Origin of the sequence: Pseudomonas sp. 382, assembly GCF_002759075.1 — a bacterium.
Taxonomy (GTDB): domain Bacteria; phylum Pseudomonadota; class Gammaproteobacteria; order Pseudomonadales; family Pseudomonadaceae; genus Aquipseudomonas; species Aquipseudomonas vlassakiae.
Window position 1 is genome coordinate 123,293 of sequence record NZ_PEMX01000011.1, and the last position, 22,292, is coordinate 145,584.

A 22,292-nucleotide genomic window follows, 5' to 3' on the forward strand; every position below is an offset into this window, starting at 1 on the left:
AAATGCCCGGTCCACCGTAATGCGCACGCACAGCTTGGCCTTGATTCCGCCCCCTGGCGCGCGCATTTGGGTATAGACTACTGGCTAAATTTACAGTTACTGCGTTACCGCGAGGTCCGTCATGTCCGAGTTCCAGCTCGTCACCCGTTTCCAGCCGGCCGGCGACCAGCCCGAGGCCATCCGCCAGATGGTCGAGGGTATCGACGCAGGCCTGGCGCACCAGACCCTGCTAGGGGTGACCGGCTCGGGCAAGACCTTCAGCATCGCCAATGTCATCCAGCAGGTGCAGCGGCCAACCCTGGTGCTGGCGCCGAACAAGACTCTGGCGGCGCAGTTGTATGGCGAGTTCAAGGCGTTCTTCCCGAACAACGCGGTGGAGTACTTCGTCTCCTACTACGACTACTACCAGCCAGAGGCCTACGTGCCGTCGTCGGACACCTTCATTGAGAAGGATGCCTCGATCAACGACCACATTGAACAGATGCGCCTGTCGGCGACCAAGGCGCTGCTGGAACGGCGCGATGCGATCATCGTCACCACCGTGTCGTGCATCTACGGCCTCGGCAGCCCCGAGACTTACTTGAAGATGGTCCTGCACGTCGACCGGGGCGACAAGCTCGACCAGCGCGCCCTGTTGCGCCGGCTGGCCGACCTGCAATACACCCGCAACGAGATGGACTTCGCCCGTGCCACCTTCCGAGTGCGTGGCGACGTGATCGACATCTTCCCGGCCGAATCCGACCTCGAGGCCATCCGCATCGAGCTGTTCGATGACGAGGTCGAGAATATCGCCGCCTTCGACCCGCTGACCGGCGAGGTTTTCCGCAAGCTGCCACGCTTCACCTTCTACCCCAAGAGCCACTACGTGACCCCGCGGGAAACCCTGCTGGAGGCGGTGGAGGGCATCAAGGAAGAGCTGCAGGAGCGGCTCGAGTACCTGCACAAGGCCAACAAGCTGGTCGAAGCCCAGCGCCTGGAGCAACGCACCCGTTTCGACCTGGAGATGATCCTCGAACTGGGTTACTGCAACGGCATCGAGAACTACTCGCGCTACCTGTCCGGGCGCCCGGCCGGCGCGCCGCCGCCCACGCTCTACGATTACCTGCCCGCCGATGCCCTGCTGGTGATCGACGAGTCCCACGTCAGCGTTCCGCAGGTTGGCGCCATGTACAAGGGTGACCGCTCGCGCAAGGAAACCCTGGTCGAATATGGCTTCCGCCTGCCGTCGGCACTGGACAACCGGCCGATGCGCTTTGACGAGTGGGAGGCTGTCAGCCCGCAGACCATCTTCGTGTCTGCCACCCCAGGCCCCTATGAAGCCGAGCATGCCGGCCGGGTGGTGGAGCAGGTAGTGCGTCCGACCGGCCTGGTCGACCCACAAGTAGAAGTGCGCCCGGCGCTGACCCAGGTCGACGACCTGCTGTCGGAGATCCGCAAGCGCGTCGCCCAGGGCGACCGGGTGCTGGCGACCACGCTGACCAAGCGCATGGCCGAAGACCTGACCGACTATCTGGCCGACCACGATGTGCGGGTACGCTACCTGCACTCGGACATCGACACGGTGGAGCGCGTAGAAATCATCCGTGACCTGCGCCTGGGCACCTTCGATGTGTTGGTGGGCATCAACCTGCTGCGCGAGGGCCTGGACATGCCTGAGGTGTCGCTGGTGGCAATTCTGGATGCCGACAAGGAAGGCTTCCTGCGTTCCGAGCGCTCGCTGATCCAGACCATTGGCCGTGCCGCACGTAACCTCAATGGCCGGGCGATCCTGTATGCCGACAACATCACAGGCTCCATGCAGCGCGCCATCGATGAGACGGAGCGGCGCCGCGAGAAGCAGATCGCGTTCAACCAGGCCAACGGTATCGTGCCCAAGGGTGTGGTCAAGGACATCACCGACATCATGGAAGGCGCCACCGTGCCCGGCGCGCGCAGCAAGAAGCGCAAGGGCATGGCCAAGGCGGCGGAGGAGAGCGCCCGTTACGAGGCCGAGCTGCGAACGCCGGGCGAGATCACCAAGCGCATCAAGCAGCTGGAAGAGAAGATGATGCAGCTTGCCCGCGACCTGGAATTCGAGGCTGCTGCGCAACTGCGTGACGAGATTACCCAACTGCGCGAGCGGCTGATTACCAGCTGAAGCCCTTTGCGGCCCCTGTGGGAGCGGCCTTGTGTCGCGAAAGGGCTGCAAAGCAGCCCCAGGATGTCGGCTTCAATGCATCAATCGCCGGGGCTGCCTTGCAGCCCTTTCGCGACACAAGGCCGCTCCCACAAGGGCGCGATATCAGTGGGCTTCACCAGCCTTCAACCCCTCCGGCAGCTTCCGGGTCAACAACACCGCCACCATGCTCACCGCCAGCCCGATGCCGACAAAGTGGAAGGCATCGTTGTAGGCCATGATCAGTGCCTGCTGGTGGGTGATTTCGCTCAGCTTGCCCAACGCCGCATTGTCATTGCCCAGTCGCTCCGCCAATTGCGCCAGCCGCTCCGCCACCTGCGGGTTGCTCGGCACCACCGACTCCCTCAGGTAATCGAAATACACCTTGGTCCGCGCATCCAGCAAGGTTGCCAGCAAGGCGATGCCGATCGCGCCGCCCAGGTTGCGCAGAATGTTGAACAGGCTCGACGCAGACCCGGCATCCTGCGGCTGGATATACGCCGTGGCGATCAGCGAAATGGTCACCATGATCATCGGCTGGCCAAGGGCGCGGATGATCTGGATATGGTTGAACTGCGGCCCGGCGAAGTCCGGGTTCAACACTCCCGAGCCGAAGCTGGCGACCCCGAACAGGCAGAAGCCGAGGGCGCACAGCAGCTTGGGCGACACCACCTTCATCAGTTGCGGCACCAGCGGAATCAGAAACAGCTGCGGAATGCCCATCCACATGATCACTTCGCCGATCTGCAGGGCGTTGTAGCCCTGGATCTGTGCCAGGTACAACGGCAGCAGGTAGATCGAACCATAAAGCCCAACGCCCATGCCCAGGCTGGCAATGCTCGACAAGCCGAAATTGCGGTTGCCGAGGATGCGCAGGTTGATCAAGGGCTGCGGTTTGGACAGCTGCAGGATGACGAAGGTGGTCAGGCTGATCGCGGCGACAGTCGCCAAGCCGACGATCAGGTTCGACTCCAGCCAGTCTTTACGATGGCCCTCCTCAAGGAAGACCTGCAGGCAGCCCAGGCCCACGCCGAGGGTGACTATGCCGGCATAGTCGGTGCTTTTCAGCAGTTCCCAGTGCGCTTCTTTCTTCTCCAGGCCATAGAGCAGGCCGGCGATCATCACCAGCCCGGGCGGGATGTTGATATAGAAGATGTATTCCCAGCCCCAGTTTTCGGTCAGCCAGCCGCCAAGGGTCGGGCCGATCGACGGGGCGAAGGTGGCAGTCATGGCGAACATGGCCATGCCTTTGGCACGGTGATGCTCGGGCAATTTGATCAGGGTCAGGGTGAATGCCAGCGGGATCAGCGCACCGCCGGTGAAGCCCTGCAGGGCACGGAACAGGATCATGCTTTCGAGGTTCCAGGCCATCGAGCAGAGCAATGAGGACACCAGGAAACCGCCAGACACCCACACCGCCAGGCGCCTCGCCGAGAGCAGCTGAACCAGCCAGGCGGTCAGCGGAATCATGATGATTTCCGCCACCAGGTAGGAAGTGGATATCCATGAGCCTTCCTCCAAGGTCGCTGAAAGCGCGCCCTGGATGTCCTTGAGCGAGGAGTTGGTGATCTGGATGTCCAGCACGGCCATGAAGGCCCCCAGCATCACGCTCATCACCGCGATCCAGTCGCGCCGGGTCGGCTCCGCAGTCGGGCGGAGCAGTTGATCACCGGCCATCGTGGCCTTCGTCTTCGTGACGCAGGTCGACGGTGGCGGTGACCGACATGCCGGGGCGAATGCGCCCATGCAGCGGGTTGTCGGCGGCGAACGTCAGCTTCACCGGGATGCGCTGCACCACCTTGGTGAAGTTGCCGGTGGCATTATCTGGCGGCAGCAGGCTGAACTGCGCGCCGGACGCGGCGAACAGGCTATCGACGCGGCCTTCGATCGGGGTGTCGGGGTAGCTGTCGAACAGCAATTCGGCGCGCTGGCCGGGTTGCATCTTGCCGATCTGGGTCTCCTTGAAGTTGGCCTGCACCCAGATGTTCTCATCGGGCACGATCGACAATAGGTAGGCGCCGGCCTGTACGACCTGGCCACTGCGGGCATTGCGCTGGCCGATGGTGCCGCTGAGTGGCGCGCGAATCTCACAGCGGGTCAGGTTCAGTTCCGCCTGGGCCAGGTCGGCGCGGGCATTGGCGATCTGCGCGTCGAGGCGTTTGAGGTCGGCGGTCAAGGCGTTGACCTGCTGGCGCTGGCTTTGCAGGTCGGCACGCGCTTTGTCGACCTGGGAACCGGCCACATGGCTCTCTGCCGACAGGGTGGTCACCCGCTCTTCGGAGACGAAGCCGGGCTTGCGCAGCTTTTCGGCGCGGCTCAGGTCCAGGCGCGCGCGGTCGAACGTGGCCTGGTTGGCGGCGACCTGCGCCTGCCCTGCGGCGATCTGGCTGCCTTGCTGAGTCAGCCGACTCTGGGCCTGGGCATATTCGGCCTCACGGGTGGCGAGGGCGGCGCGGGCACGTTCCACGGCCAGCTCGAAGTCGGCGGCCTCCAAGCGCACCAGCAGGTCGCCCTTGTTCACGTGCTGATTGTCGTCGACCCGGACCTCGTCGATACGTGCGCCGAGCTGGCTGGAGATACGGGTGATTTCACCCTGCACGTAGGCATTGTCGGTGCTCTCGAAGAAGCGGCCCTTGAAATACCACTCGGCCAGGAAGGCGAGGGCGATGAGGGCCACCAAGGTGAAGAAGATCGCCAGGCGGCGTTTGAGTTGGGCAGGCATGGGGACTATCGTTCCAGAAATGTAAATGAATTTAACAGCGGCACATGGCCAGCCGACAAGTGACGTTCGCGCCATTGCTGGAGCCCGGTGCCTGCTCCCTGCTAACATCCCGCCTTTGTTTCATCTTTCGTTCGAGAATCTCATGACCACCGTTCGCACGCGTATCGCGCCATCGCCCACTGGCGACCCCCATGTCGGCACCGCCTACATCGCCCTGTTCAACTACTGCTTTGCCAAGCAGCACGGCGGTGAGTTCATCCTGCGTATCGAAGACACCGACCAGCTGCGCTCCACGCGCGAGTCTGAGCAGCAGATCTTCGACGCCCTGCGCTGGCTCGGCATCGAATGGAACGAAGGCCCGGATGTCGGTGGCCCGCACGGCCCGTACCGGCAGAGCGAACGTGGCGAGATCTACGCCAGGTACGCCAAGGAGCTGGTCGATGCCGGCCACGCCTTCTACTGCTTCTGCACCGCCGAAGAGCTGGAGCAGATGCGTGCCGAACAGATGGCCCGTGGTGAAACCCCGCGTTACGACGGCCGTGCCCTGCTGCTGAGCGCCGAAGAAGTGCAGCGTCGTCTGGCCGCCGGCGAGCCGCATGTGATCCGCATGAAGGTGCCGAGCGAAGGTATCTGCGTGGTACCGGACATGCTCCGTGGCGACGTCGAAATTCCATGGGACCGCATGGATATGCAGGTGCTGATGAAGAATGACGGCCTGCCGACCTACTTCCTGGCCAACGTGGTCGATGACCACCTGATGGGCATCACCCATGTCCTGCGCGGCGAAGAGTGGCTGCCGTCGGCACCGAAGCTGATCAAGCTGTATGAGTATTTCGGTTGGGAGCAGCCGAAGCTTTGCTACATGCCGCTGCTGCGCAACCCGGACAAGTCCAAGCTGTCCAAGCGCAAGAACCCGACATCGGTGACCTTCTACGAGCGCATGGGCTTCATGCCCGAGGCCATGCTCAACTACCTGGGCCGCATGGGCTGGTCGATGCCGGACGAGCGCGAGAAGTTCTCCCTGGCCGAGATGGTCGAGCACTTCGACCTGTCGCGTATCTCCCTGGGTGGCCCGATCTTCGACATCGAGAAGCTGTCTTGGCTCAATGGCCAGTGGCTGCGCGAGCTGCCGGTAGAAGAATTCGCCGCACGTGTGCAGAAGTGGGCATTCAACAGCGACTACATGATGAAAATCGCCCCGCATGTGCAGGGCCGGGTCGAGACATTCAGCCAGATCGCCCCGCTGGGTGGTTTCTTCTTCGAGGGCGCGCTCAAGCTCGATGCCAAGCTGTTCGAAAGCAAGAAGCTGTCCGCCGACCAGGTGCGCCAGGTGATGCAGCTGATCCTGTGGAAACTGGAAAGCCTGCGCCAGTGGGAGAAAGAGCGCATCACCGGCTGCATCCAGGCCGTGGTCGAAGCGCTTGAGCTGAAGCTGCGTGACGCCATGCCACTGATGTTCGCCGCCATTACCGGCCAGGCCAGCTCGGTGTCGGTGCTCGATGCCATGGAAATCCTTGGCCCCGACCTGACCCGCTACCGTCTGCGCCAGGCCCTGGACCTGCTCGGTGGTGTGTCGAAGAAAGAAAACAAGGAATGGGAAAAGCTGCTGGCCAACATCGCCTGATAGCCTTTCACTGGCCTGTAGGAGCGGCCTTGTGTCGCGAAAGGACCGCAACGCGGTCCCACGATTTCAGCTTCAAGGCAAATATCGCCGGGGCCGCGTTGCGGCCCTTTCGCGACACAAGGCCGCTCCCACAAGTTGATCCCAGGGCCCTTGATGTTCAGGTTTGGGCGGGCAGGGCGGTAAGTGATTGTTATCTGTGAAAAAAATTTTGAATATTTTCAAAATTTAGTTTGACAGCCCTGCGATCCGATCTTAATATGCGCCCCGTCCACAGCGATGAACGAAAACGAAACGCCAGGCACCCAGCCAGCGCTTCTGTTCAGAGCGACATTGTGGGGCTATAGCTCAGCTGGGAGAGCGCCTGCATGGCATGCAGGAGGTCAGCGGTTCGATCCCGCTTAGCTCCACCAAATTCCGCTTGGCAGCCATGGCTGTCGAGCAAGATCGGGTCCAGCAACCAGGTCTTGAAGGTAAGAAGGTTCGTCCCCTTCGTCTAGTGGCCTAGGACACCGCCCTTTCACGGCGGTAACAGGGGTTCGAGTCCCCTAGGGGACGCCAGTTTTGCACAAGCGATGTTTCAGGATGTCGCTGGGCCGAGAGGCTAGAAATCCGGGGCTATAGCTCAGCTGGGAGAGCGCCTGCATGGCATGCAGGAGGTCAGCGGTTCGATCCCGCTTAGCTCCACCAATTCTGCCAGGGTTCGATGCGTCGAATCTTCGCGAAGGTTACGTCCCCTTCGTCTAGTGGCCTAGGACACCGCCCTTTCACGGCGGTAACAGGGGTTCGAGTCCCCTAGGGGACGCCACTTTTACCCGCGTTTTGCGGGACTTAAAAAGGCTCGTTCGCATATTGAATGAGTCTTTTGTTTCGGGGCTATAGCTCAGCTGGGAGAGCGCCTGCATGGCATGCAGGAGGTCAGCGGTTCGATCCCGCTTAGCTCCACCAATTCTGCCAGGGTTCGATGCGTCGAATCTTCGCGAAGGTTACGTCCCCTTCGTCTAGTGGCCTAGGACACCGCCCTTTCACGGCGGTAACAGGGGTTCGAGTCCCCTAGGGGACGCCATTTTTTACCCGCGTTTTGCGGGACTTTTAAGGCTCATTCGATTATTGAATGGGCCTTTTGTTTTTCTCCCGCCGAAAAAAAGCTGCTGCCGACAAGCGGTGGCAAATTCTGCTTGCGAAAAAATATGATGGGAATAATATTTCGATCATCATATTTTGATCGGCAGCCGGCCAATGAGCGACAAGAAGAGCAAGACCCGCGAACGCATTCTCGAAGCCGCCCGCAGCGCGTTGATCCAGCATGGACCGGCCGAGCCGAGCGTCAGCCAGGTAATGGGCGCGGCGGGCCTGACCGTGGGTGGTTTCTATGCGCACTTCGAGAGCAAGGACGAACTCATGCTCGAAGCCTTCCGCCAGTTGCTGGGCGAACGGCGTGCCTTGCTCGCCCAGATGGACCCGAACCTCGATGGGCAAGGGCGCCGTGCGCTGGCGAGCGCCTTCTATCTGTCGCGCAAGCACCGTGACGCCGAGGTGCATGCCTGCCCGCTGCCGAACTCGCTCGGCGAGATGCAGCGCCTGCCTGCAGCCTTCCGTGAAGTGCTGGCCGAGCACATCGAGCTGATGACGGCGGCGATGGTCGACCGCCCGGAAGACGCCGACAAAGCCTTGGCTGACCTGGCCCTGATGATCGGTGGCCTGGCCCTGGCGCGGGCCTTGGGCCCGGGCGAGTTGTCCGATCGCATTCTGCGTGCCGCCAAGTCGGCAGTTCTCTGATACCCCTGGTCCTGGAGCAAGGCGATGACTACCCTGAGCTGGATTCGTGGCGTAAATGGCACCTTGGGTCGACTGGCCCCCGAGCACGTCGCCGGCAAGATGCGCCGTGCCTTCATGACCCCGCGCAACCTGCCGCCCCGGCAATGGGAGCTGCCGCTGCTGGCCAGTGCCGAGCGCATCACCTTGCGCTTCGGCTTGTCGGCCTTGCGTTGGGGCAAAGGGCCGACGGTGCTGCTGATGCACGGCTGGGAAGGGCGCCCGACCCAGTTCGCGGCGCTGATCGAAACGCTGGTGCGGGCCGGGCACACCGTGGTCTCGCTGGAGGGCCCGGCCCACGGTCGCTCGCCCGGCCAGCAGGCGCATGTGGTGCTGTTTGCCCGGGCACTGCTGGAAGCGGCTGCCGAGTTGCCGCCGCTACGTGCCGTGATCGGTCACTCCATGGGCGGTGCCAGCGTGTTGCTGGCGCTGCAGATGGGGCTGCGCGCCGAGGCCGCAGTGAGCATTGCGGCCCCGGCGCAGCTGCTGGGTGTGTTGCGTGGCTTTGCCCAGCGTCTGGGGTTGCCGGCGCGGGCCAGGGCGGCGTTCATCCGCCAGGTCGAGCGCGATGTCGGCATGCAGATCGCTCGCCTCGATGTCAGTGGCTACCAGCTGGAGCTGCCGGGGCTGGTGGTGCATGCTGCGGATGACGCGCTGGTGCCCGCGGGTGAGGCGCAAGTCATCCACAAGGCCTGGTTCGACAGCCGGCTGATGCTGCTGGAGGAGGGTGGGCATCAGCGCCTGCTGGCTGACCCGCGTCTGAGCGAGGCGGTACTGGAGCTGCTGGCCCGTGAGCCTTCGCGGCAGAGTGCCTGACTGTGGAAGCGGGCTTGCCCGCGAAGAAGCCGGGCAATCCACCACAAAGGCTGGACATTTGCCCGCTTGGCCATGCTAAATCCAGTTTTCCTTCAAGGAAGCAGGCATGAGCTGGGACCTGGCAGCACCATTCATCATCGACCTGCGCGTCGGAAGCGAGGACATCGATGGCCTCGGTCACGCCAACAACGCGGTCTACGTCACCTGGCTGGAGCGTTGCGCCTGGCGCCACTCCCAGCGCCTGGGGCTGGACCTGGCCGAATACCGGCGCCTGGACCGGGCCATGGCGGTGGTGCGCCACGAAATCGACTACCTTGCTGCGGGCTACGAGGACGATGAGCTGCAACTGGCCACCTGGATCATCGACTGGGACCAGCGCCTGCGCATGACCCGGCGCTTCCAGCTCAAGCGTCCACGTGATGGCGTGACCTTGCTGCGTGCCCAGACCACCTTTGCCTGCATCGAGCTGTCCAGCGGCAAGCCCAAACGCATGCCGGCGGAGTTTCTCGAGGGTTACGGGCCGGCGCTGATCGGCAACTGAAACCACGGCTTTTTTTGCTAGACTGCCGCCTTTTTCCGCCGAGACCCCGACATGCAAATTGCCCTGGCCCCCATGGAGGGGCTGGTCGACAACATCCTGCGCGACGTCCTGACCCGAGTGGGCGGCATCGATTGGTGCGTCACCGAGTTCATCCGCGTGTGTGACCGCCTGCTGCCGGCCTCCTCGTTCGACAAGCTCGCCCCTGAGCTGCGCCAGGGCGCGCGCACGGCCGCTGGCGTGCCGATGCGTGTGCAGTTGCTGGGCTCGGACCCGGTGTGCCTGGCAGAAAACGCCGCGCTGGCCTGCGAGCTGGGGGCGCCGGTCATCGACCTGAATTTCGGCTGCCCGGCCAAGACCGTGAACAAGTCGCGTGGCGGCGCGGTGCTGCTCAAGGAGCCGGAGTTGTTGCATGCCATCGTTCGCGAAGTGCGCCGTGCGGTGCCCGCGCATATCCCGGTCACTGCCAAGATGCGCCTGGGTTTCGATAGCCCGGATGGGGCGCTGGAGTGTGCCACGGCGTTGGCCGACGGCGGCTCGGCGCACCTGGTGGTGCATGCGCGAACCAAGGTCGAAGGCTACAAGCCACCCGCCCACTGGGAGTGGGTGGCGCGGGTGCAGGATGTCGTGCGTGTGCCGGTGTTTGCCAATGGTGAAATCTGGAGCGTTGACGACTGGCGGCGTTGCCGCGAGGTCAGTGGTGCTGAAGACATCATGCTGGGGCGCGGGCTGGTGTCGTGCCCGGACCTGGCCCTGCAGATCGCCGCGGCGCGCGATGGGCGCGAGTACCAGCCACTAAGCTGGGATGACTTGCTGCCGTTGCTGCGCGAGTTCTGGCGCCAGGCTCAGGCCAAGCTGTCGCCGCGCTATGCGCCTGGGCGGATGAAGCAGTGGCTGGCGATGCTGACCCGCAGTTATCCCGAGGCGGTGGTGCTGTTTGCCGAGTTGCGGCGTGAGGATGATTGCGCCCGCATCAGCCGGTTGCTTGGGGTTGAAGCGACATCCTTCGAGGCTTGTGTTGCCTGATCCGGCCTATTCGCGGGCGCGCCCGCTCCCACACGGATAGCACGGGATTTGAGGCCGGTGCTGTACCTGTGGGAGCGGGCATGCCCGCGAAAAACCTGACACTGATTCCATATTTTTTCAGCGATCCCCTTGAAAGCTTTCCCGCTGGCCATATCTCTTGAGTACGCGATGCCGAAGTCGGGTCGCGCAGTGACTTTACTTGCTGAACCTCAGGAGTTTATGACCATGACTACCGCTTTCTCTCTCGCTCCACTGTTCCGCCATTCCGTTGGCTTCGACCGTTTCAACGACCTGTTCGAGTCTGCGGCGCGCAATGAGGCGGGTAGCAGCTACCCTCCCTACAACGTGGAAAAACATGGCGATGACCACTATCGCATCGTGGTGGCCGCAGCCGGCTTCCAGGAGCAGGACCTCGACCTGCAAGTCGAAAAGGGTGTCCTGACCGTAATCGGTGGCAAGCGCGAGAACGGCACCGCTGAAGTGACCTACCTGCACCAGGGCATTGCCCAGCGTGCCTTCAAGCTGTCGTTCCGCCTGGCCGACCATATCGAGGTCAAGTCGGCTGGCCTGGCCAACGGCCTGCTCAGCATCGACCTGCTGCGCATCGTGCCGGAAGAAGCCAAGGCCAAGCGCATCCCGATCAATGGCGACCAGCCAGCACTGAACTGAGTTCAGGATGAAGAAAGGGCACCTTCGGGTGCCCTTTTTTCGTTTCAGTAATCTGCCGGTGCTTCCAGCAACATCTGCCTGAACTCCGGCAGCGGCAACGGCCGGCTGTGCAGGTAGCCCTGGTACAGGTAGCAGCCCAGGCGTTCGAGAAACGCCAGTTGTTCGGTCAGTTCCACCCCTTCGGCAATCACCGCCAGGTCCAGGCTGCGGGCCATGGCCACGATGGCGCGGACAATCTCGGCATCGTTGGGGTCATCGGGTGCGTCGCGGACAAACGTCTGGTCGATTTTCAAGGCATCCACCGGCAGGCGCTTGAGGTAGGTGAGCGAGGAATAGCCGGTGCCAAAGTCGTCCATGGCAAAGCTCACGCCATAGCGCTTGAGTTCACGCATCTTGCTGATGGTGTCTTCCAGGTTCTGGATGACGATGCCCTCGGTGATCTCCAGCTTCAGCATCTGCCGTGGCAGGCGGTAGTCATCCAGGCTGCGCAGTACCCGCTCGACGAAATCGTTCTGGCGGAACTGCCGCGGGCTGATGTTCACGCACAGGCTGAAATCACTGGCGTCGATCAGGCCGTCCTCGAGCATGTGCGCGCAGGCATCGCAGGCTTCGTCGAGAATCCAGCTGCCAACTTCCAGTATCAGGCCGCTTTCTTCCAGCACCTGGATGAACTGCGCCGGCGGTTGCTGGCCCAGTTGCGGATGATGCCAGCGCAGCAGCACTTCGGCACCGACGATGCGATTGTCGCGGGCATCGACCTGGGGCTGGAAATGCAAGGCCAGTTCGCCCCGCGCCAGGGCCAGGCGCAGGTCGCTTTCCATGCGCAGGCGCTCGCTGGCGGCCTTTTGCATGGTGGTATGGAACAGTTCGGTGGTATTGCGCCCGGAGTCCTTGGCCCGGTACAGGGCGATATCGGCGCGCTTGAGCAAGTCAGCCGGCGTGGTGCCGTGGTCGGGGATCAATGCCACGCCGATACTCGGCGTAACCTGCAGGCGCTGGCCATCCAGCGACATCGGTTCGGCCAGCAGTTCGCGCAGGGTGTCGGCCAGTTCGCGAACCTTGCCTTCCACGGCCTCGCGGCTGCCTTCCAGGCCGCTGAGCAGCACCACGAACTCATCGCCGCCCAGGCGCGCCACGGTGTCTTCCAGGCGCACACTGGCTTCCAGGCGGGCGGTAATGATCTTCAGCACTGTGTCGCCCACCGGGTGCCCGAGCGAGTCGTTGATGTGCTTGAAGTGGTCGAGGTCGAGGAACAGCAGCGCGCCGCGCAGGTTGTGGCGGCGCAGCAGGGCGATCTGCTGGCTCAGGCGGTCCATCAGCAAGGCGCGGTTGGGCAGGTTGGTCAGCGGGTCGTGGTAGGCGAGGTGGCGAATCTGCGCCTGGGCGTTCTTCAGCTGGCTGACATCGCGGGCGGTCAGCAGCAGGCAGTCCGCCTCGTTGAGGCTGATCGGCTCCACCGACACCTCCACGGTGAGGATGTCGCCGCGCTTGTTGCGCCCGAGCATCTCCCGGTGGTGCACCCGGCCACGCTCCTTGAGCTCGCTGAGCAGTGCGCTGCGCTGCTTGTCGTCGGCCCAGATGCCGATTTCGTAGACGCTGCGGCCGATCACTTCGTCAGCGCTGTAGCCCGTCAGCCGGCAGAAGCCGTCGTTGACCTCCAGGTAGCGGCCGCTGCGGCGTTCGGTGATGGTGATGGCGTCCGGGCTGGAGTGGAAGGCCTTGGCGAACTTCTCTTCGCTGGCTTTGAGCGCCGCTTCGGCGCGTTGCTGCTGGGTGATGTCGCGCAGCGTGGTGACGCTGCACGGCTGGTCATCGACGCTTATCAGGCGGCTGGCAATGACGCAGGTCAGTGGCGCGCCATTGCGGTGGTTGACCACCACCGCCACGTTGCTCAGTGCCTGCTCGCGGATCACCCGCTCGATGCGCTGGGCGCGTTCGATCGACTCGGCCCACAGGCCGATCTCTTCGGCGGTGCGGCCGATCACCTGTTCGGCGCTCCAGCCGAAGGTCTGGGTGAAGGCCGGGTTGATCTCGATGAACTGACCGGTGTCCTGGCGGGTCACGCAGATCGGGTCGGGGCTGACCTGGAACAGGCTGGCGAATTTTTCTTCCGAGGCGCTCAGGCGCTGTTCGCGCTCCACCTGCTCGGTGATATCCAGCAAGGTACCAGCCATGCGCAACGGGTTGCCCTGCTCATCGCGATACAGCCGAGCACGGCTTTCGATATAGCGCGAAGTGCCGTTTTCCAGCTGCACGCGGTAGGTGATCTGGTAGTTGCCAGCCGGGCCTTCGCGCAGGCTGCGGTAGGCCTGGCGCATGCTGGAGCGTTCGTGTTCCGGCACGCCTTCGAAGAACGAATCGAACGACTCGTGGAACGGCACCGGGTCCAGCCCGTGCAATTGTGCGGCGCGGGCCGAGCCGTAGAGCATGCCGCTGGGGATGTGCCAGTCCCAGGTACCCAGTTGCGCCGAGTCCAGCGCCAGGTCCAGGCGTTCCTGGCTGTCCTTGAGGGCCTGTTCGGCGCGTTTGCGCTCGGTGGTGTCGACAAAGGTGCTGATCAGGTAGGTCACGCCCTCCATCTCGATGCTCTGGGTGCACAGGATGCCGTCGTGGAGCTTGCCGGTGCTGGCGCGGAACTGCACTTCCATGATCGCCGGGCCGTGGTTGCCGCGGGTGGCCTCGATGACCTGGTGACGTTGTTCGGGGTTCACCCACAGGCCCAGCTCGATACTGGTCTTGCCGATCACCTGGCCGCCGGGCCAGCCGAACATGTCTTCGAAGTGCTGGTTGACCTCGATGATCATGCCGTCCTGGCGGCGGCTCAGCAAAATGGCGTTGGGGCTCAGGTGGAACAGCGTGGCGAAGCGCTTTTCCGAGTTGATCAGCGCGGTTTCCCGTTCGCGCTGACGGGTGATTTCGCGGATCACCCCGATCATCTGGCGCCGGCCGTGAGGGTCATGGGTCAGGCTGCCGTTGATTTCCAGCCAGTGCAGGGTGCCATCCGGCCACCGGATGCGATGGCGCATGGCTTGTTCCACCGGCTCGCCATTGACCACCGCGTGGAACAGTTGCCGGGTACGCGCACGGTCTTCTTCCGGCAGCAGGTCGAGGTAATCGATGTCGTTGGGCAGCGGGCGTTGCGGGTCGAAGCCGAACAGCGCCTGGGTGCCCCTTGACCAGCTGATCCTGCCGGTGTCGATATCCCACAGCCAGGCGCCCAGGCGTGCGCCGTTGAGGGCGGCCAGCAGCTGCGGGGCATTCTGCCAGGCCTGTTCCGATTCCTGCGGGTCGGCCGCTGGGATGCGCGGCAGGCGCGGAAAACGTTTTGCTGATTTGGGCATTGGTACCAGACCTTTGGCGTGTGACGCGTCCATGAAGTTGGAAATGCCGAGCTGACGGCCGGTCAGGCGGACCCTGCGTGGCTGTCGAGCAGGGCCATGAAGGCCCTGGCAGCGTTCGATAGCGTTCGCTCCGTGTGCAGAATGTAGCCTAGCTGGCGCGACAGCTGTATGCCGGGCAAGGCGATAGGTGCAACCTGATCATCCAGCATAGTCCGGGGCAGCACGCTCCACGCCAGGCCGATCGACACCATCATCTTGATGGTCTCCAGGTAGTTGGTGCTCATGGCGATGTTCGGTGTCAGGCCCTGGCTTTCGAACAGGCGCTGGACGATGTGGTGGGTGAAGGTATTGCCACCGGGGAAGACCGCCGGGTGCCGGGCGACATCGGCCAGGTTCACCGCCTGGTTGCTGGCCAGTGGATGCTCGGGCGCCGCCACGAAGTCCAGGGCGTCGTCCCAGACCGGAACGGCCTCGACTAGGTGGTGAGGCTCGGGGGCGAGGGTGATGACGGCGATTTCGGCGCGGCCGTGGAGGATTTCATCGTAGGCCTGTTCCGAATCCATGAACTGAATATCCAGCGCTACGGCGGGGTACTGACGGGTAAATGCCCGCAGCAGCGGCGGTAGGCGATGCAGGCCGATATGGTGGCTGGTTGCCAGGGTCAGGCGACCGCTCACCTCGCCGTTGAGGTTGGTCAGCGCCCGGCGGGTATCATCGAGAACGTTGAGGATCTGGTAGGCGCGGGGCAGCAGGGCGCGGCCGGCTTCGGTCAGGGTCACTTCTCGGCCCAGGCGATCGAACAAGCGCACGTCCAGTTGCTGTTCCAGGCCAGCGATGCGTTTGCTGATCGCTGGCTGGGTCAGAAACAGGCGCTCGCCGGCACCCGAGAAGCTGCCGGTCTCGGCAATGGCAATGAAAGCGCTGAGGTTGGCCAGGTCCACGATTTCGGATTCCTTTTGGTTATCCAAAGCATAAAAATTATGAATTTGAGTTATTCAATCTAACCCCATAGCATCGTCCGTACAAGCCAAGGGGTCTTTGGCATAGAAAGACGCTGATGAGGAACAGTCTGATGGCTGGCAAAACGCTCTACGACAAACTCTGGGAAGCCCATGAGGTCAAGCGCCGTGATGACGGCTCGTCCTTGATCTACATCGACCGCCATATCATTCACGAAGTGACGTCGCCCCAGGCCTTCGAAGGCCTGCGCCTGGCCAATCGCAAGCCGTGGCGCATCGATGCCAACATCGCCACCCCGGACCACAACGTGCCGACCACGCCAGAGCGCAAGGGCGGCATCGAAGCCATCGTCGACCAGGTGTCGCGCCTGCAGGTGCAGACCCTCGATGAAAACTGTGACGAATATGGCATCGTCGAATTCAAGATGAACGACGAACGCCAGGGCATCGTCCACGTCATCAGCCCGGAGCAGGGCGCCACCTTGCCGGGCATGACCGTGGTCTGCGGTGACTCGCACACCTCCACCCACGGCGCTTTCGGCGCCTTGGCCCACGGCATCGGTACCTCCGAGGTCGAGCATGTGCTCGCCACCCAGTGCCTGGTTGCCAAGAAGATGAAGAACATGCTGGTACGGGTTGAAGGCCAGTTGCCAGCCGGCGTCACCGCCAAGGACATCGTCCTTGCCGTGATCGGCAAGATCGGCACGGCCGGTGGTAATGGCCACGCCATGGAGTTCGCTGGCAGCGCCATCCGTGAATTGTCCATGGAAGGCCGCATGACCATCTGCAACATGTCCATCGAAGCCGGTGCCCGTGTGGGCCTGGTAGCGACCGACGCCACCACCATCGCCTACGTCGAAGGCCGCCCGTATGCGCCCAAGGGCGAGGACTGGAAGCGTGCCGTCGAGGCGTGGAAGGACCTGGTGTCCGACGACGATGCCGTGTTCGACACCGTGGTCGAACTCGACGCTGCGCAGATCAAGCCGCAAGTCAGCTGGGGCACTTCGCCGGAAATGGTCTTGGCCGTCGACCAGCGCGTGCCGGACCCGGCTGCCGAGCCAGACCTGATCAAGCGCGGTTCGATCGAGCGCGCCCTCAAGTACATGGGCCTCGCCGCCAATCAGGCGATTACCGACATCAAGCTCGACCGCGTATTCATCGGTTCGTGCACCAACTCGCGCATCGAAGACCTGCGCGCCGCCGCCGCGATCGCCAAGGGCCGCAAGGTTGCCGCGACGGTCAAGCAGGCGCTGGTGGTGCCAGGTTCGGGCCTGGTCAAGGCCCAGGCCGAACGTGAAGGCCTGGACAAGATTTTCCTCGAAGCCGGCTTCGAATGGCGTGAACCCGGCTGCTCGATGTGCCTGGCAATGAACCCGGATCGCCTGGAAAGCGGCGAGCACTGTGCGTCCACGTCCAACCGCAACTTCGAAGGCCGTCAGGGCGCCGGTGGCCGTACTCACCTGGTCAGCCCGGCCATGGCCGCCGCCGCCGCGGTGACTGGCCACTTCATCGATGTCCGCGAGTTGATCCAAGGGAGCGCAGCATGAAAGCCTTTACCCAGCACACCGGTCTCGTCGCGCCGTTGGATCGTGCCAACGTCGACACCGACCAGATCATCCCCAAGCAGTTCCTCAAGTCGATCAAGCGCACCGGTTTCGGCCCCAACCTGTTCGACGAATGGCGTTACCTGGATGTCGGTCAGCCGTACCAGGACAACAGCAAGCGCCCGCTGAACCAGGAATTCGTGCTCAACCACGCGCGTTACCAGGGGGCCAGCGTACTGCTGGCACGGGAGAACTTCGGTTGCGGTTCGAGCCGTGAGCACGCGCCCTGGGCACTGGACGAATACGGCTTCCGCAGCGTGATCGCACCGAGCTTCGCCGACATCTTCTTCAACAACAGCTTCAAGAACGGCTTGCTGCCGATCATCCTCAGCGACGAGGAAGTCGACGAGCTGTTCAAGCAGGTCGAAGCCAACCCGGGCTACCAGTTGACCATCGACCTGCAGGCGCAGGCGGTGACCCGCCCGGACGGCAAGGTGCTGCACTTCGAAATCGACGCGTTCCGCAAGCATTGCCTGCTCAATGGCCTGGACGACATCGGCCTGACCTTGCAGGACAGCGACGCGATCAAGGCATTCGAAGGCAAGCACCGCGCCGGCCAGCCTTGGCTGTTCCGTGATGCCTGACATTTGCAGGTGACAGTGCCGGCCCTTTCGCGGGCATGCCCGCGAAGAGGCCGGTCCTGGCAACAAAATTCTAAAGGATTGAATCATGATCAGCACCACCCACACCGATGTGGTCCAACGCCAGTTCGGCGAACAGGCCAGCGCCTACCTCAGCAGCGCCGTGCACGCCCAGGGCAGCGAGTTCGCCCTGTTGCAGGCCGCGCTGGCAGGGCAGGGCGATGCCCGCGTGCTGGACCTGGGCTGCGGTGCCGGTCATGTCAGTTTCCACGTCGCGCCCCTGGTCGCTGAGGTGGTCGCCTACGACCTCTCGCAATCGATGCTCGACGTGGTTGCCAGCGCCGCCAGCGAGCGCGGCCTGGGCAATATCACCACCGAATGCGGTGCGGCCGAACGCTTGCCGTTCGCCGACGCGTCGTTCGACTTCGTCTTCAGCCGCTATTCGGCGCATCACTGGAGCGACCTGGGCGTGGCCCTGCGCGAAGTGCGCCGGGTGCTCAAGCCGGGCGGCGTGGCAGCGTTCATCGACGTGATGTCGCCGGGCAGCCCGTTGCTCGACACCTACCTGCAGGCCGTGGAAGTGCTGCGCGACACCAGTCACGTGCGCGACTACTCGGCCGCCGAATGGCAGCGCCAGGTCAGCGAAGCCGGCCTGCACGTGCGCAGCCACACGCGCCAGCCACTACGCCTGGAATTCAGCAGCTGGGTCGAGCGCATGCGCACCCCCGAGCCGATGCGCGTTGCCATTCTCCAATTGCAGCAAGCCATGGGCGCAGAAGTACGGCAGTATTACCAGATCGAGGCCGATGGCTCGTTCAGCACCGATGTGCTGGTGTTGTGGGCCGAGCGATAAGAACTTTTCGGTGAGGCCCACATGGCCGCACCGCGTGAATGTATAGAGGAAAGCATGAGCAAGCAGATTCTGATTCTCCCAGGTGATGGCATCGGCCCGGAAATCATGGCCGAGGCGGTCAAGGTGCTGGAGTTGGCCAACGACAAGTTCCAGCTCGGCTTCAGCCTCGAGCACGACGTGATCGGCGGCGCCGCCATCGACAAGCACGGCGTACCGCTGGCTGACGAGACCCTGGAGCGTGCCCGCAAGGCCGACGCCGTGCTGCTGGGCGCCGTAGGCGGCCCGAAATGGGACAAGATCGAGCGTGACATCCGCCCGGAACGCGGCTTGCTGAAAATCCGTTCGCAACTGGGCCTGTTCGCCAACCTGCGCCCGGCCATTCTCTACCCACAATTGGCCGATGCATCTTCGCTGAAGCCGGAAATCGTCTCGGGCCTGGATATCCTCATCGTCCGCGAGCTGACCGGCGGCATTTACTTCGGTGCCCCGCGGGGTCAGCGCGAGCTGCAAGGTGGCGAGCGCCAGGCCTACGACACCCTGCCCTACAGCGAAAGCGAAGTGCGCCGTATCGCCCGGGTCGGCTTCGACATGGCCCGCGTGCGTGGCAAGAAGCTGTGCTCGGTGGACAAGGCCAACGTCCTGGCCTCCAGCCAGCTGTGGCGTGAAGTGGTCGAAGATGTGGCCAAGGACTATCCGGACGTCGAACTGAGCCACATGTACGTCGATAACGCTGCGATGCAGCTGGTTCGCGCACCGAAACAGTTCGACGTGGTAGTGACCGACAACATGTTCGGTGACATTCTGTCGGATGAGGCTTCCATGCTGACCGGTTCCATCGGCATGCTGCCTTCAGCCTCCCTGGACGCCGAAAACAAGGGCATGTACGAGCCTTGCCACGGTTCGGCCCCGGACATCGCCGGGCAGGGCATCGCCAACCCGCTGGCGACCATCCTGTCGGTGTCGATGATGCTGCGTTACAGCTTCAACCAGCAGGCGGCAGCCGAGGCGATAGAGAAGGCGGTCAGCATCGTGCTGGACCAGGGCCTGCGCACCGGTGACATCTGGTCGGCCGGCTGCAACAAAGTAGGCACGCAGGAAATGGGCGACGCAGTAGTCGCAGCGCTGCGGAATCTGTAATCTCTCTGGCCCGCCACCAAAAACTCGAGGTGGCGGCCCACTTTTAGCAAAGGTGTAGTTGCGATGAAACGTGTAGGTCTGATCGGTTGGCGCGGTATGGTCGGTTCCGTGCTCATGCAGCGGATGCTGGAGGAGCAGGATTTCGACCTTATCGAGCCGGTGTTCTTCACCACCTCCAACGTAGGTGGCCAGGGCCCGAACGTGGGCAAGGATATTGCTCCGCTCAAGGACGCTTATTCGATTGAAGAACTCAAGACCCTCGACGTGATCCTGACCTGTCAGGGCGGCGACTATACCAACGAGGTGTTCCCCAAGCTGCGTGAAGCCGGCTGGCAGGGTTACTGGATCGATGCCGCTTCGTCGCTGCGCATGCAGGACGATGCGGTGATCGTGCTGGACCCGGTCAACCGCAAGGTCATCGACCAGCAGCTCGATGCCGGTACCAGGAACTACATCGGCGGCAACTGCACGGTCAGCCTGATGCTGATGGGCCTGGGCGGCCTGTTCGAAGCTGGCCTGGTCGAGTGGATGAGCGCCATGACCTACCAGGCGGCTTCCGGTGCTGGTGCTCAGAACATGCGCGAGCTGATCAAGCAGATGGGGGCTACCCATGCAGCCGTTGCCGATGACCTGGCCAACCCGGCCAGCGCCATCCTCGACATCGACCGCAAGGTGGCTGAAACCATGCGTGGCGATGGGTTCCCGACCGAGAACTTCGGCGTGCCGCTGGCCGGTAGCCTGATCCCGTGGATCGACAAGGAGCTGCCCAACGGCCAGAGCCGCGAAGAGTGGAAGGCCCAGGCCGAGACCAACAAGATCCTCGGCCGCTTCAAGAGCCCTATCCCGGTCGATGGCATCTGCGTGCGCATCGGCGCCATGCGCTGCCACAGCCAGGCGCTGACCATCAAGCTGAACAAGGATGTGCCTCTGGCCGACATCGAAGGCATGATCAGCCAGCACAACCCGTGGGTGAAACTGGTGCCGAACCAGCGCGAGATCAGCATGCAAGAGCTGACCCCGACCAAGGTGACCGGTACCCTGAACATCCCGGTTGGCCGCCTGCGCAAGCTGAACATGGGGTCGCAGTACCTGGGCGCGTTCACCGTGGGTGACCAGCTGCTGTGGGGCGCCGCCGAACCGCTGCGGCGCATGCTGCGGATCCTGCTGGAGCGTTGATCGCTTGGGCTGCACCGAAAACCCGCGCTGGTGACAGCGCGGGTTTTTTTATGCCTGCACTGGCCTCTTCGCGGGTGAACCCACACAGGAAAAACACAGACCCTCAAGATAGCGCTGTACCTGTGGGAGCGGGTTCACCCGCGAAGAGGCCAGCACAGACAAAAGCCTACAATCCAAGTAAAGTGCCGCCCCCGCCGTTTCAGCAAAAGGATCCCTAGCATGACCACTCCCCTGGATATCGCCGTCGTCGGCGCCACCGGCAGCGTCGGTGAAACCCTCGTGCAGATCCTCGAAGAACTGGCCTTCCCGGTTGGCACCCTGCACCTGCTGGCCAGCATGGAATCGGCGGGCAGCAGCATGATGTTCGCCGGCAGGAAGCTCAAGGTGCGTGAGGTCGACAGTTTCGACTTCGCCCAGGTCAGGCTGGCCTTCTTTGCCACCAGTCCGGCCGTCAGCCGCAGTTTTGCCAGCAAGGCCGAGCAGGCCGGCTGCACGGTCATCGACCTTTCCGGCGGCCTGGACAATGCCCTCGCCGTGGTGCCGGAGGCCAATGGTGACAGTGTCGCCAGCCTCAGCCTGCCTGCACGCATCACCAGCCCCAGCTGCGCCGCCGTGGCCCTGGCGGTTGCCCTGGCACCGCTCAAGGGCCAACTGGATATCGAGCGGGTGCAGGTCATGGCTGCCTTGGCGGTGTCGGCGCAAGGCCGTGAAGCGGTCAGCGAACTGGCCCGGCAAACCGCCGAGCTGCTCAATGCCCGGCCACTGGAGCCGCGCTTCTTCGATCGCCAGATGGCCTTCAACGTGCTGGCCCAGGTCGGGGGCGTCGACGAGCAGGGGCATACTGCCGTAGAGCGCCGCCTGGTGGGTGAACTTCGCGTGCTGCTGGGTCTGCCGGAACTGAAGATTTCCGTGAGCTGCATTCAAGTCCCGGTGTTTTTCGGCGATAGCTTCAGTGTGGCGGTGCAGAGCCGTCGCCCGGTCGATCTGGGCCAGGTCAACCAGGCACTGGAACAGGCCGAAAGCATCGAGCTGGTGGCAAACGACGATTATCCGACCCCGGTCGGTGACGCAGTCGGCCAAGACGTGGTCTATGTTGGTCGTGTACGCCATGGAATTGACGAAAAACAGCAGCTCAACCTTTGGTTGACCACTGACAATGCGCGCAAGGGCGCTGCTTTGAACGCCGTACAGGTGGCGCAATTGTTGATTAAACACATGGTGTAAAAGATACTGGCGAGCACTTTTGTCCCACGCCGCACGCAGGTTTTTGGGACGATTC

The 22,292-nt window shown here is 63.2% G+C and carries 17 protein-coding genes and 6 tRNA genes; 19 read left to right on the forward strand and 4 right to left on the reverse strand.

All coding sequences use genetic code 11. The annotated features are described in order from the left end of the window. Window positions 1-121 precede the first annotated feature (121 nt). The gene (gene uvrB / locus CQW31_RS15005) at window positions 122-2,137 is read left to right on the forward strand and encodes an excinuclease ABC subunit UvrB (RefSeq protein ID WP_099814833.1); all 2,016 of its coding nucleotides are present in this window, start codon (window positions 122-124) and stop codon (window positions 2,135-2,137) included. A gap of 144 nt (window positions 2,138-2,281) precedes the next feature. Here the strand turns inward: uvrB and CQW31_RS15010 are convergent, their stop codons facing one another. Next, window positions 2,282-3,772 carry an MDR family MFS transporter gene (locus CQW31_RS15010; RefSeq protein WP_178075572.1) on the reverse strand — a complete coding sequence of 497 codons (1,491 nt, stop codon included), beginning with the start codon at window positions 3,770-3,772 and terminating at the stop codon, window positions 2,282-2,284. Window positions 3,773-3,821: 49 nt separating this feature from the next. Further along, on the reverse strand, window positions 3,822-4,877 hold the full coding sequence (locus CQW31_RS15015) for an HlyD family secretion protein (RefSeq protein WP_054885732.1): 1,056 nt from the start codon (window positions 4,875-4,877) through the stop codon (window positions 3,822-3,824). Between the two features lie 142 nt (window positions 4,878-5,019). On the opposite strand from CQW31_RS15015, the gene gltX reads away from it, so the two are divergent. From gltX to CQW31_RS15080, 12 genes are all read left to right on the forward strand, one after another. Next, window positions 5,020-6,501: a glutamate--tRNA ligase gene (gene gltX, locus CQW31_RS15020; protein WP_099814835.1), complete on the forward strand. Its 1,482-nt coding sequence runs from the start codon at window positions 5,020-5,022 to the stop codon at window positions 6,499-6,501. A gap of 334 nt (window positions 6,502-6,835) precedes the next feature. Continuing rightward, window positions 6,836-6,911: transfer RNA gene (locus CQW31_RS15025), tRNA-Ala, on the forward strand. A 72-nt stretch (window positions 6,912-6,983) separates the two neighbouring features. Continuing rightward, window positions 6,984-7,059, forward strand: a tRNA-Glu gene (locus CQW31_RS15030). 53 nt (window positions 7,060-7,112) lie between these two features. Next, window positions 7,113-7,188, forward strand: a tRNA-Ala gene (locus CQW31_RS15035). Between the two features lie 42 nt (window positions 7,189-7,230). Further along, a tRNA-Glu gene (locus CQW31_RS15040) sits at window positions 7,231-7,306 on the forward strand. 64 nt (window positions 7,307-7,370) lie between these two features. Further along, window positions 7,371-7,446 (forward strand) — tRNA-Ala (locus CQW31_RS15045). A 42-nt stretch (window positions 7,447-7,488) separates the two neighbouring features. Beyond that, window positions 7,489-7,564: transfer RNA gene (locus CQW31_RS15050), tRNA-Glu, on the forward strand. 173 nt (window positions 7,565-7,737) lie between these two features. Continuing rightward, window positions 7,738-8,277: a TetR/AcrR family transcriptional regulator gene (locus CQW31_RS15055; RefSeq protein ID WP_054885734.1), complete on the forward strand. Its 540-nt coding sequence runs from the start codon at window positions 7,738-7,740 to the stop codon at window positions 8,275-8,277. Window positions 8,278-8,301: 24 nt separating this feature from the next. Next, a complete protein-coding gene (locus tag CQW31_RS15060; RefSeq protein WP_054885735.1) occupies window positions 8,302-9,129 on the forward strand; it encodes an alpha/beta hydrolase in 828 nt (275 codons plus the stop codon). Between the two features lie 106 nt (window positions 9,130-9,235). Beyond that, window positions 9,236-9,670 (forward strand): thioesterase family protein, encoded by a 435-nt coding sequence (locus CQW31_RS15065; RefSeq protein WP_099814836.1) that lies wholly within the window; start codon window positions 9,236-9,238, stop codon window positions 9,668-9,670. 51 nt (window positions 9,671-9,721) lie between these two features. Beyond that, on the forward strand, window positions 9,722-10,693 hold the full coding sequence (locus CQW31_RS15070; RefSeq protein WP_099814837.1) for a tRNA-dihydrouridine synthase: 972 nt from the start codon (window positions 9,722-9,724) through the stop codon (window positions 10,691-10,693). Window positions 10,694-10,918: 225 nt separating this feature from the next. After that, on the forward strand, window positions 10,919-11,362 hold the full coding sequence (locus tag CQW31_RS15080) for an Hsp20 family protein (RefSeq protein WP_054885738.1): 444 nt from the start codon (window positions 10,919-10,921) through the stop codon (window positions 11,360-11,362). Between the two features lie 44 nt (window positions 11,363-11,406). Here the strand turns inward: CQW31_RS15080 and CQW31_RS15085 are convergent, their stop codons facing one another. After that, entirely contained in the window at window positions 11,407-14,703 is a 3,297-nt protein-coding gene (locus CQW31_RS15085) for a PAS domain S-box protein (protein WP_099814838.1), read from the reverse strand. 62 nt (window positions 14,704-14,765) lie between these two features. Continuing rightward, window positions 14,766-15,644 carry a LysR family transcriptional regulator gene (locus CQW31_RS15090; RefSeq protein ID WP_099814839.1) on the reverse strand — a complete coding sequence of 293 codons (879 nt, stop codon included), beginning with the start codon at window positions 15,642-15,644 and terminating at the stop codon, window positions 14,766-14,768. A gap of 131 nt (window positions 15,645-15,775) precedes the next feature. Between CQW31_RS15090 and leuC the strand changes: the two genes are divergently transcribed. The 6 genes from leuC (at window position 15,776) to CQW31_RS15120 (ending at window position 22,237) form a co-directional block, all read left to right on the forward strand. Next, window positions 15,776-17,209, forward strand: coding sequence for a 3-isopropylmalate dehydratase large subunit (gene leuC / locus CQW31_RS15095; RefSeq protein ID WP_054885741.1), 1,434 nt, complete (start codon window positions 15,776-15,778; stop codon window positions 17,207-17,209). Next, window positions 17,206-17,850 carry a 3-isopropylmalate dehydratase small subunit gene (gene leuD / locus CQW31_RS15100; protein WP_054885742.1) on the forward strand — a complete coding sequence of 215 codons (645 nt, stop codon included), beginning with the start codon at window positions 17,206-17,208 and terminating at the stop codon, window positions 17,848-17,850. The genes leuC and leuD overlap by 4 nt, the downstream gene beginning before the upstream one ends. Window positions 17,851-17,935: 85 nt before the next feature. Next, the gene (locus tag CQW31_RS15105; protein ID WP_099814840.1) at window positions 17,936-18,700 is read left to right on the forward strand and encodes a class I SAM-dependent methyltransferase; all 765 of its coding nucleotides are present in this window, start codon (window positions 17,936-17,938) and stop codon (window positions 18,698-18,700) included. A 54-nt stretch (window positions 18,701-18,754) separates the two neighbouring features. Next, window positions 18,755-19,837, forward strand: a complete 1,083-nt coding sequence (leuB, locus tag CQW31_RS15110) for a 3-isopropylmalate dehydrogenase (RefSeq protein WP_054885744.1) — start codon at window positions 18,755-18,757, stop codon at window positions 19,835-19,837. A 63-nt stretch (window positions 19,838-19,900) separates the two neighbouring features. Next, the gene (gene asd / locus CQW31_RS15115) at window positions 19,901-21,013 is read left to right on the forward strand and encodes an aspartate-semialdehyde dehydrogenase (protein WP_054885745.1); all 1,113 of its coding nucleotides are present in this window, start codon (window positions 19,901-19,903) and stop codon (window positions 21,011-21,013) included. 219 nt (window positions 21,014-21,232) lie between these two features. Further along, entirely contained in the window at window positions 21,233-22,237 is a 1,005-nt protein-coding gene (locus CQW31_RS15120) for an aspartate-semialdehyde dehydrogenase (protein ID WP_054885746.1), read from the forward strand. The last annotated feature ends 55 nt before the right edge of the window (window positions 22,238-22,292 follow it).